Genomic DNA, 15,413 nt, shown 5'->3' on the forward strand with positions numbered 1-15,413 from the left:
CTCCGGTTGGTCAGGACTCGCGCAGCGAGCGGCCGGTCTTGGTGAGGAAGACGTCGTCGAGGCTGGGGCGGTGCAGCTCGATGGAGCGCAGGTCCAGTCCGGCGCCGTCGAGGCGGCGCAGCACCTGCGGGATGGCGGTGGCCCCTTCGTCGACGTAGAGGCGCAGGCCGCCCTCGTCGACGGTCTCCAGCTTGTTGACGTACGCCTCGGTGTCGAGCAGTTCGGCGGCGCGCGGGGTGGCCGGGGCGTCGAGGCCGACGATCACCACCTCGCCGGAGATCTCCCGCTTCAGCTCGGCCGGGGTGCCCTCGGCGACCACCTCACCGTGGTCCATGATCGCGATCCGGTCGCAGAGCGCGTCCGCCTCATCGAGGTAGTGCGTGGTGATGAAGACGGTCATCCCCTCGGCGCGCAGCCGGCGGATCTCGTCCCACATGTGCGCCCGGCTCTGCGGGTCCAGGCCGGTGGTCGGCTCGTCCAGGAAGACGATCTTCGGCTCGTGGATGATGCCGAGCGCGATCTCGACCCGCCGGCGCTGGCCGCCGGAGTAGGTCTTGCACTTGCGGTCCGCGTAGTCGCTGAGCTGGAAGGCGTCCAGGGCGCGGGCGGCGCGGCGGTGCGCCTCGGCCTTGCCGATGCCGTAGAGCCGGGCATGCAGCACCAGCTCCTCGCGGGCGGTGGACTCGTCCCAGGTGCTGCCGCCCTGGGCCACGTATCCGATCCGGCGGCGCACCTCGGCCGGATCCTTGCGCAGGTCCGCACCGGCGATGGTGGCCTCGCCACCGTCGGGCTCGATGAGAGTGGCGAGCATCCGCAGCGTGGTGGTCTTGCCGGCGCCGTTCGGGCCGAGGAAGCCGAAGATCTCCCCCTCGGCGACGTCGAGGTTGACGCCCCGAACCGCGTCCACGGTCTTCGTCTCGCGACCCGCGCGGGAGCGGAACGACTTCCGCAGCCCCCTGGTCTCGATCATCTCTGCTCCTGGTCGTCCGGGCCGGACGTGACCGGCCGCCGATCGTCCGCAGGGAGGACACACCACTCCCCCGCGGTTCACGCCGACACTAACGCGATATAGCTCGCGTGGTCAACATTGATTATTTCGCGTTGTTGTCCCGAGCTGCGGCCCGGCCCTTCCACTCGGACCACTCCGCGGCCTGCTCAATGGAAGCGGGCAGGTACGACACTCCTGACTCGATCCGCTCGGCGATCCGCCCGCACCAGGCCATGTCGGCCTCGGCCCGGGCCAGCCACAGCTCGAACATCCAGCCGACGTGCACCGGCTTCGAGTTGCGCACCCAGTCCGACTCCAGCGAGGCACGCATCGACTCGATGCCGGCCCGGATCAGGTTCGCCCGGTTCCGCAGGGCCGCCGCCGCCTCGTCCCGCGGCATGGCCGGCAGGAAGGAGAAGGCCGCCACGAACGGATCCGGCACCTCGTGGAGCTGCCACCACTGCGCGCGCAGCAGGCTCTCGAACTCGTCCACCCCTTTGGCCGTCACCTCGTAGGTGGTGCGGGCCGGACGAGCCCCGACCTGCTCGGTCGACACCGCGCGCAGCAGCCCCTCGTCGGTGAGTTTGCGCAGCGCGTGATAGATCGACCCCGGCTGCACGTTGGCCCACTTGTCCGCACTCCAGCTCAGCAGCTCACGGCGTACGTCGTAGCCGTGCACCGGCTGCATCCACCTGACCAGACCCAGAATCATCATCCGCGTTGCCGACACCGGACAAGCGTAATAAGCAAATTTGACTAAGGCGTGGTGCGACAGTGCCGCATCCCACACTGAGCGATCGTTAGGGCCGCGAGGCCGGCCGATAAACTCCCGGCATCGACCTCCGGGGAGGAGCCACCAAGGTGCGCAAGGTACTCATCGCCAACCGCGGCGAGATCGCCGTACGCGTCATCCGCGCCTGCCGCGACGCCGGTCTGCGGAGCGTCGCCGTCTACGCGGACTCCGACCGGGACGCCCTGCACGCCACCCTCGCCGACGAGGCGTACGCCCTGGGCGGCGACACCGCGGCGGACAGCTACCTGCGCATCGACAAGCTGATCGACGTGGCGGCCAGGTCCGGCGCCGACGCGGTGCACCCCGGCTACGGCTTCCTCTCAGAGAACGCCGACTTCGCCCAGGCCGTCATCGACGCCGGGCTGACCTGGGTCGGGCCGACCCCGCAGGCGATCCGTGACCTCGGTGACAAGGTGACCGCCCGGCACATCGCCCAGCGCGCCGGCGCGCCCCTGGTCCCCGGCACCCCGGACCCGGTCGGCAGCGCCGACGAGGTGATGGCCTTCGCCGTCGACCACGGCCTGCCGGTCGCCATCAAGGCGGCCTTCGGCGGCGGCGGGCGCGGCCTCAAGGTGGCCCGCACCATGGAGGAGATCCCGCACCTGTTCGAGTCGGCCACCCGCGAGGCGGTCGCCGCGTTCGGCCGGGGCGAGTGCTTCGTCGAGCGATACCTGGACCAGCCCCGCCACGTCGAGGCACAGGTCCTCGCCGACCAGCACGGCAACGTGATCGTGGTGGGCACCCGTGACTGCTCGCTGCAGCGCCGGCACCAGAAGCTGGTCGAGGAGGCCCCCGCGCCGTTCCTCACCGAGGCGCAGCGCACCCAGATCCACGCGAGCGCCAAGGCGATCTGCCGGGAGGCCGGCTACCACGGCGCCGGCACGGTGGAATACCTGGTCGGCGCCGACGGCACCATCTCCTTCCTGGAGGTCAACACCCGGCTCCAGGTCGAGCACCCGGTCACCGAGGAGACCTCCGGCATCGACCTGGTCCGCGAGCAGTTCCGCATCGCCGACGGCGAGAAGTTGCGCTTCACCGAGGACCCGACCCCGCGCGGGCACTCGATCGAGTTCCGGATCAACGGCGAGGACCCGGGCCGCAACTTCCTTCCCGCCCCGGGCACCATCACGGCGCTGCGGCTGCCGACCGGTCCGGGCGTCCGGGTGGACACCGGCATCTCGGCCGGCGACGTGATCGGCGGCAACTTCGACTCGCTGCTCGCCAAGGTGATCATCACGGGCGAGACGCGTACCGAGGCGCTGGAGCGGGCCCGCCGAGCGCTCGACGAGATGATGGTCGAGGGCATGGCCACCGCGCTGCCCTTCCACCGGCTGGTGGTCCGGGACGCGGCGTTCACCGCCGAGCCGTTCACCGTCCACACCCGGTGGATCGAGACCGAGTTCGACAACACCGTGCCGGCCTTCACCGCGCCCGCCGGCACCGTCGAGGGCCCGGCCGAGCGCGAGACCGTCGTGGTCGAGGTGGGTGGCAAGCGGCTGGAGGTCAGCCTCCCCGCCGGCCTCGGCGCGGGTACGGCCGCCGCGCCCGCCGCGAAGAAGCCGGCCCGCCGGGGCGGTGGCGCCAAGGCCGGTGCGGCGGTCAGCGGCGACACCCTCACCTCCCCCATGCAGGGCACCATCGTCAAGATCGCCGTCGCGGACGGGGACACCGTTGCCGAGGGCGACCTGGTCGTCGTGCTGGAGGCGATGAAGATGGAGCAGCCGCTGCACGCCCACAAGGCGGGCACGGTCAGCGGACTCTCCGCCGAGGTGGGCGCGGTCATCACCGCCGGCGCCCCGATCTGCACCATCGCCTGAGCGGCAGGAGGGGCTCGTCCTCGACGCGTGGCCCCTCCTCATCGCGCAGCCCGACCGGCTCAGCGGAGCGCGACAGCCGCCTCCGCGCGGACCGCGTCGGTCAGCGCGCCGAGCACGCGTGACTCCAGCCGCCAGTGCTGCCAGTACAGCGGCACGTCGACGTGCCGCCCCGGGTCGAGGTCGACGCAGGTGCCGTCGGCCAGGTCCGCCTCGGCCAACCGCTCCGGGACCAGTCCCCAGGCGAGGCCGCGCCGGATCGTCTCGCTGAACGCGGGCACCGAGGGCACGTGGTGGACCGGCGGGTCGAGCTCCCGGCCGGTCACCGACCGCAGGAAGCGGTGCTGGACCTGGTCCTTGCGGTCGAAGACGAGCATCGGCGCCGCGGCCAACGCCTCGGCCGTCAGCCCGTCGGGGAACCAGCGGGCGACCAGCGCCGGGGCGGCGAGCGCCCGGTAGCGCATCGCGCCGAGTGGGCGTACCCGGCAGCCCTGGACCGGCTCCCGCTGGGCGGTCACCGCCGCCAGCACCGCACCGTCGCGCAGCAGCTCGGCGGTGTGGTCCTGGTCGTCCTGGCGTACGTCGAAGCAGACGGCCAGTTCGGCCGGCACCCGGGCCAGCGCGGACACGAACCAGGTGGCCAGCGAGTCGGCGTTGACCACCACGGGGACCCGGATGGGCCCGGCCGTCCCGTCCACCGCCCCGCACGCCTCGGCGAGTGCCTCCCGTTCGAGCAGGGTCAACTGGACGGCCAGCCGGAGCAGTGGTTGGCCCGCGCCGGTCGGCTGGCAGGGGCGGCTGCGCCGGACCAGCACCTGCCCGACAACCTCCTCCAGCGCGCGGATCCGCTGGCTCACCGCCGACGGGGTGACGTGCAGGACGCGCGCCGCGCCCTCGAAGCTGCCCTCGCCGACCACTGCGGCCAGGGTGCGGAGTTGGGCGGTGTCGAGTCCATCCATAAGACAATCTTACGAAGCATCAGAAAGATTAGCTGGACTGCACTGACGGCGTTCTCTAGCGTCGGACCCGTGCCTGACCTGCTCCCCTCCGCCGCTGCCGGGTTCTCCGTCTCACTCGCGCTGATCGTCGCCATCGGGGCGCAGAACGCCTTCGTGCTCCGTCAGGGGCTACGCCGGGAGCACGTGCTTCCCGTGGTGGTCGCCTGCGCCGCCTCGGACGCCCTGCTCATCGCGGCGGGCATCGCCGGTCTCGGCACGGCCGTGGCGGACCGACCGGGCCTGCTGGCCGCCATCCGCTGGACCGGGGCCGCGTTCCTGCTCGGATACGCCGTGCTCGCCGCCCGCCGGGCGCTGCGCCCCGGCGCCCTCACCCCCACCGATCGTCCGCCGGCCACCCTCCGGGCGACCGTGCTGGCCTGCCTCGCCTTCACCTATCTCAACCCGCACGTCTACCTGGACACCGTGCTGCTCCTCGGCGGCGTGGCCCAGCAGTACGAGCAGCGCTGGGCGTTCGGCGGCGGCGCGGCGCTGGCCAGCGTGGTCTGGTTCACCGCGCTCGGCGGCGCGGCGCACCGACTTGCGCCGCTGCTCGCGCGTACCGCCGCCTGGCGGGTGCTGGACGGCGCGGTCGCCGTCGTGATGACCGTGATCGCCGCGGCGCTGCTGCTCGGCTGACCCCGTCACCCGGCCGACCGGGGGTGTTTTCCGTGACCATCGCGGGCGGGGACGGGTGCTGGCGGGAATGATGTTCCGGTGCGGTTCCTTCATGGCGCGGTCCCCGCGCACGACCTGACCTACAACGACGTCTTCATGGCGCCCAACCGTTCCGAGGTGGGTTCCCGGCTGGACGTCGACCTGGCCACGGCCGACGGCACCGGCACCACCATTCCGCTGGTGGTGGCGAACATGACGGCGGTCGCCGGCCGGCGGATGGCCGAGACGGTGGCCCGGCGCGGCGCCATCGCGGTGATCCCCCAGGACATCCCGATCGAGGTGGTGGCCAACGTCGTCGCCTGGGTCAAGCAACGGCATCTGGTGCACGACACGGCGATCACCCTCGGCCCCACCGACACCGTCGGCGACGCGATCCACCTGCTGCCGAAGCGCGCGCACGGGGCGGTGATCGTGGTCGACGAGGCCGGCCGCCCGGTCGGCGTGGTCACCGAGGCGGACACCGTGGGCGTCGACCGCTTCGCCCAGCTCCGGCACGTGATGTCGACCGAGCTGCACACCGTGCCGGCCGACGCGGACCCGCGTACCGGTTTCGACCGGCTCTCTGCGGGCCGGCGCCGGCTCGCTCCCGTAGTGGACGCCGAGGGACGGCTGGTCGGTGTACTGACCCGGCAGGGGGCGCTGCGCGCCACGCTCTACAAGCCGGCGGTGGACGACCGCGGCCGGCTACGGATCGCGGCGGCGGTGGGGATCAACGGCGACGTGACCGGCAAGGCCGCCGCGCTGCTGGAGGCCGGGGTGGACACCCTCGTGGTGGACACCGCGCACGGCCACCAGGAGCGGATGATCTCCGCGCTGCGGGCGGTCCGCAAGCTCGACCCGGCGGTTCCCGTCGCGGCCGGCAACGTGGTCACCGCCGACGGCGTACGGGACCTGATCGAGGCGGGCGCCGACATCGTGAAGGTCGGCGTCGGACCGGGCGCGATGTGCACCACCCGGATGATGACCGGCGTCGGCCGGCCGCAGTTCTCGGCGGTGCTCGACTGCGCCGCGGCGGCACGCAGGCTGGGCCGGCACGTCTGGGCCGACGGCGGCGTACGCCACCCGCGGGACGTGGCGCTGGCCCTGGCGGCGGGCGCCTCGAACGTGATGATCGGTTCCTGGTTCGCCGGCACCTACGAGTCCCCCGGCGACCTCTACACCGAAGCCGACGGCCGGCGCTACAAGGAGAGCTTCGGCATGGCGTCGGCCCGGGCGGTCAGCGCCCGGACCGGCGAGGACAGCGCGTACGACCGGGCCCGGAAGGCGATCTTCGAGGAGGGCATCTCCACGGCCCGGATGTACCTCGACCCGGAGCGGCCGGGCGTGGAGGACCTGATCGACGAGATCATCTCCGGGGTCCGCAGCTCCTTCACCTACGCGGGCGCCCGCAACCTGGAGGAGTTCCACGAGCGCGCCCTAGTCGGCGTGCAGAGCGCCGCCGGCTACACCGAGGGCATGCCGCAGCCGACAAGCTGGTAACTCCCCTCGGCTCCGCAGTCGATCGAGAGGTTTACGTCGCCGGAAGGCCACGGGCCGACGCAAACCTCTTGATCAACGACTGCGGGCCGCGCCTCCGGTCGGGTTACTCGAAGAGGCGGCGGATCACCGACCGGGCGGCGCTCTCGGGGTCCCGGCCGGCGCTGGGCGGTAGCGCGCCGGCCAGCCAGAGGGTGACGAAGCCGTGCCCGATCGACCACGCGGCGAGCGCGTCCCGCTCCGGGTCGGCGGAGGGCGTGGCCAGGGCGGCGACCCGGCCGCGCAGTGCCACCCCGGCCCGGGCACGGGCGGCGGCAAGCGCCGGGTCGTCGGCGCGGTGGAGGTCCGGCGAGAACATCACCTCGAAGTGGGCCCGGTGCCCGACGGCGAAGCGAACGTACGCGACGCCCGCCTCCAGCAGGTCGTCGCCGGCCCGGCCGAGCTCGTCGGCGAGCAGCGCGAAGCCCTCGGCGGCGAGGGCGGTGAGCAGGCCGGTCTTGTCCCCGAAGTGGTGGGCGGGCGCGGCGTGCGAGACACCGGCCCGCCGGGCCAGGTCGCGGAGGCTGAGCGCGGCCACGCCGGACTCTCCGATCGCCTGGACCGCCGCGTCCAGCAGGGCCCGCCGCAGGTCGCCGTGGTGGTAGCCGCGCGTCGTGGTCACCGCCGGAGCATATCTTGGCATTGGCAAGATGCGGGTCTCCGAAATTAGTTTGGGGCCTGACGATCCGGGGGCTAATCTAACGCCCGTGAACACGGGACCGATCGTCCGCTTCCCCGACGCGCTGCAGCACGCGCCGCTGGGCCGGCTGATCTCGATCGCGGGCCACGTGGTCGAGCAGCACTGGGGGCGCTACCTCGCCGAGCACCACGGGCTCACCTCCGCCGGCATGCGGGTACTGCTCATCCTGCTCCGAGCCGGCGACAGCAGCCACCGGGAAATGGCCGAACGATGCTTCGTCCGACCGGCCACGCTCACCGGCATCGTCGACACGCTCGAACGCGACGGTTTCGTCGCCCGGCAGCGGGACCCGAACGACCGGCGCAGCGTCCAGCTCACCCTGACCGACAAGGGCCGGAAGCAGGCCCTTGCCATCATCGACCTCATCCACAGCGACCGCCCGCTCACCTCGGTCGACGCCGACCCCGCGAAGAAGGCGGTGGTGCGGGAATTTCTCACGGAAATCATCACGACCATGTCCGATGGGGACCTTCGCCGGTTGAACCGGGACAGCGAACCCAACACCGAGAACTCATCGGGGAGCCATCCGTGCTGATCCGCCTGCTCCGCACGCACCTGCGCCCGTACCGGCGGTTGCTGGCCGCGGTGGTGGCGTTCCAGTTCGTCGGCACGATGGCTTCGCTCTACCTGCCGAGCCTCAACGCCGACATCATCGACCGTGGCGTGGCCCTGGGCGACACCGACCAGATCCTGCATACGGGCGGCTGGATGCTGCTCGTCAGCCTGCTCCAGATCGCCTGCTCGATCATCGCCGTGTATCTCGGCGCGAAGACCGCGATGGGGTTCGGCCGGGACGTCCGGGCCGGCATCTTCCGCCACGTCAACCGCTTCTCGGCCCGCGAGGTGGCCCGGTTCGGGGCCCCCTCGCTGATCACCCGGAACACCAACGACGTGCAGCAGGTGCAGATGCTCGTGCTGCTGAGCTGCACCATGCTGGTCGCCGCGCCGATCATGAGCGTCGGCGGCGTGGTCATGGCGCTACGCGAGGACGTCGGGCTCTCCTGGCTGATGCTGGTCTGCGTGCCGGTCCTGGCGATCGCGCTGGGCCTGATCATCCGGCGGATGGTGCCGGGGTTCCGGCTCATGCAGACCCGGATCGACACGGTCAACCGGGTGCTGCGCGAGCAGATCAGCGGCATCCGGGTGGTCCGGGCATTCGTCCGCGAGCCGTACGAGACGAAGCGGTTCGGCACCGCGAACGCCGACCTCACCGCCACCGCCCTGCGCGTCGGCCGGCTCCAAGCGCTGATCTTCCCGGTGGTCATGCTGGTGCTGAACGTCTCCAGCGTCGCGGTGCTCTGGTTCGGCGCGGAGCGGATCGACGCCGGGCAGATCCAGATCGGCGCGCTGACCGCCTTCCTCCAGTACCTCATGCAGATCCTGATGGCGGTCATGATGGCCACCTTCATGCTGATGATGGTGCCGCGCGCGGCGGTGTGCTCCGAGCGGATCGTCGAGGTGCTGGACACCGAATCGTCGGTGACGCCGCCGGCCGAGCCGATGCTCGCGATGACCAGGCCCGCCGAACTGGAACTGCGCCGGGTCGGCTTCCAGTACCCGGGGGCGAGCGCGCCGGTACTGCACGACGTCTCGTTCCGGGCCAGCCCCGGCCAGACCACGGCCATCATCGGGTCCACCGGCGCCGGCAAGAGCACCCTGCTCTCGCTCATCCCCCGGCTGGTCGACCCCACCGACGGCGCGGTGCTGGTCGACGGGATGGACGTGCGGCTAATGGAACTGGACGAGGTGTGGCGCCGGATCGGGCTGGTGCCGCAGCGGCCGTACCTGTTCACCGGCACGGTCGCCAGCAACCTACGGTACGGCAACCCGGACGCCACCGACGCCGAACTCTGGGCGGCGCTGGAGATCGCCCAGGCCCGGGACTTCGTCGCGGAGATGCCGGGCGGGCTGGACGCGCCGATCGCACAGGGCGGCACGAACGTCTCCGGCGGCCAGCGGCAGCGGCTGGCGATCGCCCGGGCGCTGGTCCGCAAGCCGGAGATCTACCTCTTCGACGACTCGTTCTCGGCGCTCGACCTCGGCACCGACGCCCGGCTACGGGCCGCGCTGAAGCCGGTCACCGCGAACGCGGCGGTGGTGATCGTGGCCCAACGGGTCTCCACGATCGTCGACGCCGATCAGATCATCGTGCTCGAGGACGGGGGCGTCGTGGGCATGGGACGACACGAGGAACTACTGCAAACCTGCCCGACCTACGCCGAGATCGTGGCGTCCCAGCAGACGGCGGAGGTGACGGCATGAGCCGCAGCGAGCGCAGCGAGCGAATCAGCCAGCTCAGTGCCACCGGTCATGGCGGCGCCGAGCGAAGCGAGGTGACGGCATGACCGCCGTACCCGAGCAGAAGCCGGCCGCCGGCGGCCAGGGCCCCAACGGGCGGGGCCCCGCCGGGGCCGCCCCCGGTGGAACGGGCCCCGGCGGAAAGGGCCCCAATGGGCAGGGCCCCGGCGGGGCCGGGCCCGGCGGGAAGGGCCCCGGCGGGCCGCCGAACCGGCTGCCCCCGGCGGGGCGGCGCCCCGGCGGCGGCCCGCCATGGATGGGCGCCGCCATGCCGGCGGAGAAGTCGATAAACTTCGGGCCGTCGGCCCGGCGGCTGCTGGGCCGCCTGCGGCCGCACCGGCTGCAACTGGCCGCGATCATCACGCTGGCGCTGGCCAGCGTCGGGGCGAGCGTGGTCGGTCCGAAGATCCTCGGCCACGCCACCGACCTGATCTTCAGCGGAGTGATGGGCCGCCAGATCCCCGCCAGCCTCACCACGGAGCAGGCGGTGGCCGCGGCTCGGGCGGCCGGCCACGACAACTACGCCGACATGCTGGCCCGGATGGACGTGGTGCCCGGGGCAGGCATCGATTTCACCGCGCTGGGTCGCACGCTCACGCTGGCGCTCGCCCTCTACCTGGGCGCCAGCCTGCTGATGTGGTGGCAGGGCTGGCTGCTCAACGGCGTGGTGCAGCGGACCGTGCTGCAGCTGCGCGCCGAGGTGGCGGAGAAACTCAACCGGCTGCCGCTGCCCTACTTCGACCGGCAGCCCCGGGGCGAGTTGCTCAGTCGGGTCACCAATGACATCGACAACATCTCGCAGACCCTGTCGCAGACGCTCAGCCAGCTGCTCAGCGCACTGCTGACCGTGGTCGGCGTACTGGCGATGATGTTCTGGATCTCGCCGCTGCTGGCCCTGGTCGCCCTGGTGGCGGTGCCGCTGTCGGTGATCGTCACGCAGCAGATCGCCAAACGCTCGCAGCGCAGGTTCATCGCCCAGTGGCGGCACACCGGTGAGCTGAACGGCCTGATCGAGGAGGCGTACACCGGTCACGAGCTGGTCAAGGTCTTCGGCCGGCAGCGCGAGGTGCAGGCCGACTTCGAGGCCAAGAACGACGAGCTGTTCAAAGCCAGCTTCGGGGCCCAGTTCATCTCCGGGATCATCATGCCGGCGATGATGTTCGTCGGGAACCTCAGCTACGTCGCGATCGCCGTGGTCGGCGGGCTGCGGGTGGCCTCCGGGTCGATGAGCCTCGGCGACGTGCAGGCGTTCATCCAGTACTCGCGGCAGTTCACCCAGCCGCTCACCCAGGTCGCCTCGATGGCGAACCTGCTGCAGTCCGGGGTGGCCTCCGCCGAACGGGTCTTCGAGGTGCTCGACGCCGAGGAGCAGGCCCCCGACCGGGCCCTACCGGCCCGGGTCACCGGCCGGGTCGAGTTCGAGCACGTCTCCTTCCGGTACGACCCGGACAAGCCGCTGATCGACGACCTGTCGCTGGTCGCCGAGCCCGGTCACACGGTGGCCATCGTCGGCCCGACCGGCGCCGGCAAGACCACCCTGGTCAACCTGATCATGCGGTTCTACGAGCTGGACGCCGGCCGGATCACGCTGGACGGGGTGGACATCACCGCGATGCCCCGGGAGGAGCTGCGCAGCCGGATCGGCATGGTGCTCCAGGACACCTGGCTCTTCGGCGGCACCATCCGGGACAACATCGCGTACGGGCGGCCGGAAGCCACCGAGGAGGAGATCCTGGCGGCGGCCCGGGCCACCTTCGTGGACCGGTTCGTCCGCAGCCTCCCCGACGGGTACGACACCGTGATCGACGAGGAGGGCAGCAACGTCAGCGCCGGCGAGAAGCAGCTCATCACCATCGCCCGGGCGTTCCTCGCCGAGCCGTCGCTGCTGATCCTGGACGAGGCGACCAGCTCGGTGGACACCCGGACGGAGGTGCTGCTCCAGCGGGCCATGGCGGCACTGCGCTCGGACCGGACCAGCTTCGTCATCGCGCACCGGCTCTCCACCATCCGCGACGCGGACCTGATCCTGATGATGGAGAACGGCCGGATCGTCGAGCAGGGCGCGCACGACCAACTCCTCGCCGCCGACGGGGCGTACGCCCGGCTGTACCGGTCGCAGTTCGCCGGCGCCGCGATCGACGACGAGGGACCGGTCCCGGCCGGCGCGCCGGCCCGGAGCTGACGGTGGACGGATCAGCCGGCCCGGGTCCGGCCTCCGCCGCGCGGCGGGGGCCGGCCGGGCGGGCGTCAGGCCCCGGGCAGCAGGTCGGCCGAGCGGGCGGCGACCACCCGCCCGATCAGCCCCAGCGCGTCGGGCACCGGCATCGGGTCGAGCCCGCGGCCGTCGCGCAGCCGCAGGGACACCGACCCGTCGGCCGCCTCCCGGGAGCCCACCACCCCGAGGTACGGGACCTTCCGGCGGGCCGCGTCGCGGATCCGGGCACCCAGCGAGCCGGCGTGGTCGACCTCGACGCGGAGGCCGGCCGCCTCGGCCCGCCGGGCCAGGTCGCCGGCGGCGTCCGCCTGGCCGTCGTCCACCGGCAGCAGCACCAGTTGCACCGGCGCGTACCAGGCCGGGAAGGCGCCGGCGTGCACCTCGATCAGGTACGCGAAGAGACGTTCCATGCTGCCGACCAGGCTCCGGTGCACCATCACCGGCCGCTTGCGGCTGCCGTCCGCGTCGACGTACGACAGGTCGAACCGCTCCGGCTTGTCGAAGTCGAGCTGGATGGTGGAGATGGTCGACTCCCGGCCGGCCGCGTCGACGACCTGGATGTCGATCTTCGGGCCGTAGAAGGCCGCCTCGCCGCGCCCCTCGGTGAAGTCCACCCCGTCGAGCGCGGCGCGGAGCAGCTCCTCGGCCCGCGCCCACTGGGCGTCGTCGCCGACGTACTTCTCCCCCGGCCCGCGCAGCGACAGCCGGAACCCGGCCGGCCGGACGCCGAGCGCGGCGTGCGCCTCGCCGATCAGCCGCAGGATCTCGCGTACCTCGTCGCCGACCTGGTCCAGGGCGCAGAAGTTGTGCGCGTCGTTGAGCGAGATGGCGCGGACCCGGGAGAGCCCACCGAGCACCCCGGAGCGCTCCGCCCGGTACATCCCGCCCAGCTCGGCGACGCGCAGCGGCAACTCCCGGTAGGAGCGACCCCGTGCTCGGAAGACCAGCGCGTGGTGCGGGCAGAGCGCCGGCCGGAGCACGAACTCGTCGTCGGCGGACAGCCGCATCGGCGGGAACATGTCGTCGGCGAAGTAGCCGAGATGCCCGGACAACTCGAACAGCTCCCGTTTGCCCAGCGGCGGGGAATAGACGTGCCGGTAGCCGGCCCGGCGCTCCAGGTCCCGCACGTACTCCTCGACGGCGTGCCGGGCGGCGGCGCCGGCCGGCAGCCAGATGGGCAGCCCGGCCCCCGACAGGGGATCGGAGACGAACAGCTCCAACTCCCGGCCGAGCCTGCGGTGGTCGATCATGTCGCTCTCCTTGATCGGGTACGACCCGGAGGCGAGCTGGCCCGGAACGCCGCGAGGCCCCGGGGCGGTTCGCCCCGGGGCCTCGTCGACGGATACGTCAGTGCGGCGCGCCGGGGATTCCCGGCGTCGTGGTCACCACCGCGCTGCGCATGCGGCGACCGTACGCGCGACGGGTCGGTTCGCGCACCCGGATTTAGCGCCCGCGCGGACTGGGCGGTGGAGGCGAGGCGCGGTGCAGCCCGCCAGTCCGTTCCCCGCGAGCTCTGCGGGGAGCGGGGGCGGGTCGCCGGCACGGGACCTGCCGGCGACCCGCGACGGCCCGGACGCCGGAAACGGGGGATCCGACGTCCACGCGGCCGCGTCCCGACAACGGTACGCCGATGACCGCCGATCCGCCGCCCGCATGGGTGGCCGGCGCCACGCCGGGGAAGCGTCACATTCGCCGGCCCCGAATCGTTGTCCACCGGTGGCCCTGTCGTGTCAGGGGTCACCACCGGGCCGGGCACCCCGGGGTGGCGCGGGACATGCCGTCAGGCTCGGTGCGATCGAACGGGGGACTCCGGCGAGGTGGCGGTCTTGCCCGAACTCATCGCTGACGTCGCATCGCCGACGTGGGCGTACGCCGTGCTGTTGGGGTTGCTGATCGCCGACGCTTTCGTGCCGGTCGTGCCGACCCAGGTCGTCATGATCACCACCGGCGCGCTGACCGTGTACGGCGGGCTCAGCCTGCCGCTCACCATCGCCGTCGGCGCGCTCGGCGTCATCGCCGGCGATCTCGCCTGCTACCTGCTCGGCCGGACCGCACCGGACCGCCGGGCGCCCCGACACGCGACGCCCAGCCGGGCCCGCCGGGCCGTCGCCCGGGCCACCCGCGGGCTGCGCGAGCCGGGACCACTGGTGATCCTGCTCTGCCGCTTCGTGCCGGGCGGCCGGATGGCCGCCTGTTTCTCGGCCGGGCGCAGCCGCTACCCGTACCGCCTCTTCCTGCTCTACGAGACCTTGGCGGCGACGGGCTGGGCGACGTACGGCAGCTTGGTCGGGCACCTGGGCGGCCGGGCACTGACCGAGTCGGCGTGGCGGCTCGTGGTGATCGGCGGGGTGGCGGCGGCCGGGTTCGCGGCGGCCGGCTGGGCGATGAGCGCGATCAGCGCCCGCCACACCCGCACGGAGGCCGAGGCCAAAGTTCGAGTCGGGGTCGACTGACTGCCCATCCCCTGGTCGATCGCCTCATGGGCAGCGCCTGTCGTCGCACGGATCGGCAACATCCACCTCAACGTCGCCTGACCCGTGAGCCGCAGCCGGTAGGGGAGTTCCCGGGGATCGAAGTGGGTGTCCATCCCGGATCCGTTTCGGGTGGCCTCGGCGACAGGCTGGGGCATGCCCGAAAACCGGAGACGCGCCCTGTTGGCCCTCGGCGGGATCGCCCTGGCGGCGGTGCTCGCCGTACTCGGTCACCTCGAGGTGAACGACGATCTGAGCCCCTGGTCGCTGACCGTCAGCGACTTCGCCGTCTCCGACCGGGGCGGCGCCATCGACGTGGCCATGGCGGTGCTCGCCGCCGCGACGGCGGTGCTGATCCCGGCCCTCTGGCGTACCGGATCGGGGGCGGACCCCGGCGGGTCGCGGCGAGCAGGTGGCGGACGGGCGCCGACCGGCGGCGGGGCACCCGCCCGGCCGGGACGGCGGCCGCGGGTGGCCGGGATGTTGCTGTCCGCCTGGACCGCCGGCCTGGTCACCTCCGCCGTGGTGCCCACCAACGAGCCCGGCCTACCCATGGACACCGCGGCCTACCTGCACCGGTACGCCTCGGTGGTCGCCTTCCTCGCCCTTCCGGTCGCCGGCTGGCTGCTCGCCGGGCACCTGGGCGGTCGCGCCGCCGGCTGGCTGCGCGCGCTCACCCTGGCCAGCCTGCTGCTGGCCGGGGCGATGATCTGGTCCGCCTACCCGGGCGAGCGGATGCTGATCGGGCTCGCCGAGCGTCTGCTCATCGTCACCGAGGTCACCCTGCTCAGCGTGGTCGCAGTGGCACTGGCCCGCCGACCGGCCGGCCGCGTCGCCGAGGCCGTCCCGGGAACGGCGGCGGCGCCCGCTCCCTTGACCTCAAGGGAGCTTCAACTCTTAGCGTCCGATTGACGGGTCGACGGCGGCCGGTCGGACGAGGAGGCGG

General features: G+C 72.5%; 13 protein-coding genes. 8 read left to right on the forward strand and 5 right to left on the reverse strand.

Annotation, left to right across the window (positions count from 1 at the left end; genetic code table 11):
• Nucleotides 1-10: 10 nt before the first annotated feature.
• Nucleotides 11-970, reverse strand: coding sequence for an ATP-binding cassette domain-containing protein (locus tag A6A27_RS40165; protein ID WP_073839889.1), 960 nt, complete (start codon nucleotides 968-970; stop codon nucleotides 11-13).
• 121 nt (nucleotides 971-1,091) lie between these two features.
• Complete coding sequence (locus A6A27_RS40170) at nucleotides 1,092-1,703, reverse strand: PadR family transcriptional regulator (RefSeq protein ID WP_073839890.1); 612 nt, start codon at nucleotides 1,701-1,703, stop codon at nucleotides 1,092-1,094.
• 146 nt (nucleotides 1,704-1,849) lie between these two features.
• Between A6A27_RS40170 and A6A27_RS40175 the strand changes: the two genes are divergently transcribed.
• On the forward strand, nucleotides 1,850-3,598 hold the full coding sequence (locus A6A27_RS40175; protein ID WP_073839891.1) for an acetyl/propionyl/methylcrotonyl-CoA carboxylase subunit alpha: 1,749 nt from the start codon (nucleotides 1,850-1,852) through the stop codon (nucleotides 3,596-3,598).
• A gap of 59 nt (nucleotides 3,599-3,657) precedes the next feature.
• Here the strand turns inward: A6A27_RS40175 and A6A27_RS40180 are convergent, their stop codons facing one another.
• The gene (locus A6A27_RS40180; RefSeq protein ID WP_073839892.1) at nucleotides 3,658-4,554 is read right to left on the reverse strand and encodes a LysR family transcriptional regulator ArgP; all 897 of its coding nucleotides are present in this window, start codon (nucleotides 4,552-4,554) and stop codon (nucleotides 3,658-3,660) included.
• 78 nt (nucleotides 4,555-4,632) lie between these two features.
• Here A6A27_RS40180 and A6A27_RS40185 point away from each other — a divergent pair, with 78 nt between their 5' ends.
• Both A6A27_RS40185 and A6A27_RS40190 read left to right on the forward strand, forming a co-directional pair.
• On the forward strand, nucleotides 4,633-5,229 hold the full coding sequence (locus tag A6A27_RS40185; protein WP_073840080.1) for a LysE/ArgO family amino acid transporter: 597 nt from the start codon (nucleotides 4,633-4,635) through the stop codon (nucleotides 5,227-5,229).
• 78 nt (nucleotides 5,230-5,307) lie between these two features.
• A complete protein-coding gene (locus tag A6A27_RS40190) occupies nucleotides 5,308-6,747 on the forward strand; it encodes a GuaB1 family IMP dehydrogenase-related protein (protein WP_073839893.1) in 1,440 nt (479 codons plus the stop codon).
• A gap of 103 nt (nucleotides 6,748-6,850) precedes the next feature.
• On the opposite strand, the gene A6A27_RS40195 is transcribed toward A6A27_RS40190, so the two are convergent.
• The gene (locus A6A27_RS40195) at nucleotides 6,851-7,405 is read right to left on the reverse strand and encodes a TetR/AcrR family transcriptional regulator (RefSeq protein ID WP_073839894.1); all 555 of its coding nucleotides are present in this window, start codon (nucleotides 7,403-7,405) and stop codon (nucleotides 6,851-6,853) included.
• A gap of 85 nt (nucleotides 7,406-7,490) precedes the next feature.
• On the opposite strand from A6A27_RS40195, the gene A6A27_RS40200 reads away from it, so the two are divergent.
• The 3 genes from A6A27_RS40200 (at nucleotide 7,491) to A6A27_RS40210 (ending at nucleotide 11,963) form a co-directional block, all read left to right on the forward strand.
• A complete protein-coding gene (locus A6A27_RS40200) occupies nucleotides 7,491-8,018 on the forward strand; it encodes a MarR family winged helix-turn-helix transcriptional regulator (RefSeq protein WP_073839895.1) in 528 nt (175 codons plus the stop codon).
• A complete protein-coding gene (locus A6A27_RS40205; protein ID WP_073839896.1) occupies nucleotides 8,012-9,745 on the forward strand; it encodes an ABC transporter ATP-binding protein in 1,734 nt (577 codons plus the stop codon). Before A6A27_RS40200 ends, A6A27_RS40205 begins: the two co-directional genes overlap by 7 nt.
• Nucleotides 9,746-10,037: 292 nt before the next feature.
• Nucleotides 10,038-11,963, forward strand: coding sequence for an ABC transporter ATP-binding protein (locus A6A27_RS40210; RefSeq protein ID WP_143194431.1), 1,926 nt, complete (start codon nucleotides 10,038-10,040; stop codon nucleotides 11,961-11,963).
• A gap of 65 nt (nucleotides 11,964-12,028) precedes the next feature.
• Here the strand turns inward: A6A27_RS40210 and thrS are convergent, their stop codons facing one another.
• A complete protein-coding gene (thrS, locus tag A6A27_RS40215) occupies nucleotides 12,029-13,261 on the reverse strand; it encodes a threonine--tRNA ligase (RefSeq protein ID WP_274534634.1) in 1,233 nt (410 codons plus the stop codon).
• A 552-nt stretch (nucleotides 13,262-13,813) separates the two neighbouring features.
• Here thrS and A6A27_RS40220 point away from each other — a divergent pair.
• Complete coding sequence (locus A6A27_RS40220; RefSeq protein ID WP_443190041.1) at nucleotides 13,814-14,449, forward strand: DedA family protein; 636 nt, start codon at nucleotides 13,814-13,816, stop codon at nucleotides 14,447-14,449.
• A gap of 174 nt (nucleotides 14,450-14,623) precedes the next feature.
• On the forward strand, nucleotides 14,624-15,379 hold the full coding sequence (locus A6A27_RS40225) for a DUF998 domain-containing protein (protein ID WP_073839898.1): 756 nt from the start codon (nucleotides 14,624-14,626) through the stop codon (nucleotides 15,377-15,379).
• Nucleotides 15,380-15,413: the final 34 nt, after the last annotated feature.

It is taken from the genome of Micromonospora sp. CB01531, from assembly GCF_001905095.1.
In the GTDB taxonomy this organism is placed as follows: Bacteria; Actinomycetota; Actinomycetes; order Mycobacteriales; family Micromonosporaceae; genus Micromonospora.

Bases quoted from the DNA above. Each gene is read 5' to 3' on its own strand.
- A6A27_RS40165 (WP_073839889.1), bottom strand. From the start codon at position 970: ATGATCGAGACCAGGGGGCTGCGGAAGTCGTTCCGCTCCCGCGCGGGT.
- A6A27_RS40170 (WP_073839890.1), bottom strand. From the start codon at position 1,703: ATGATGATTCTGGGTCTGGTCAGGTGGATGCAGCCGGTGCACGGCTAC.
- A6A27_RS40180 (WP_073839892.1), bottom strand. From the start codon at position 4,554: ATGGATGGACTCGACACCGCCCAACTCCGCACCCTGGCCGCAGTGGTC.
- A6A27_RS40210 (WP_143194431.1), top strand. From the start codon at position 10,038: ATGGGCGCCGCCATGCCGGCGGAGAAGTCGATAAACTTCGGGCCGTCG.
- A6A27_RS40225 (WP_073839898.1), top strand. From the start codon at position 14,624: ATGCCCGAAAACCGGAGACGCGCCCTGTTGGCCCTCGGCGGGATCGCC.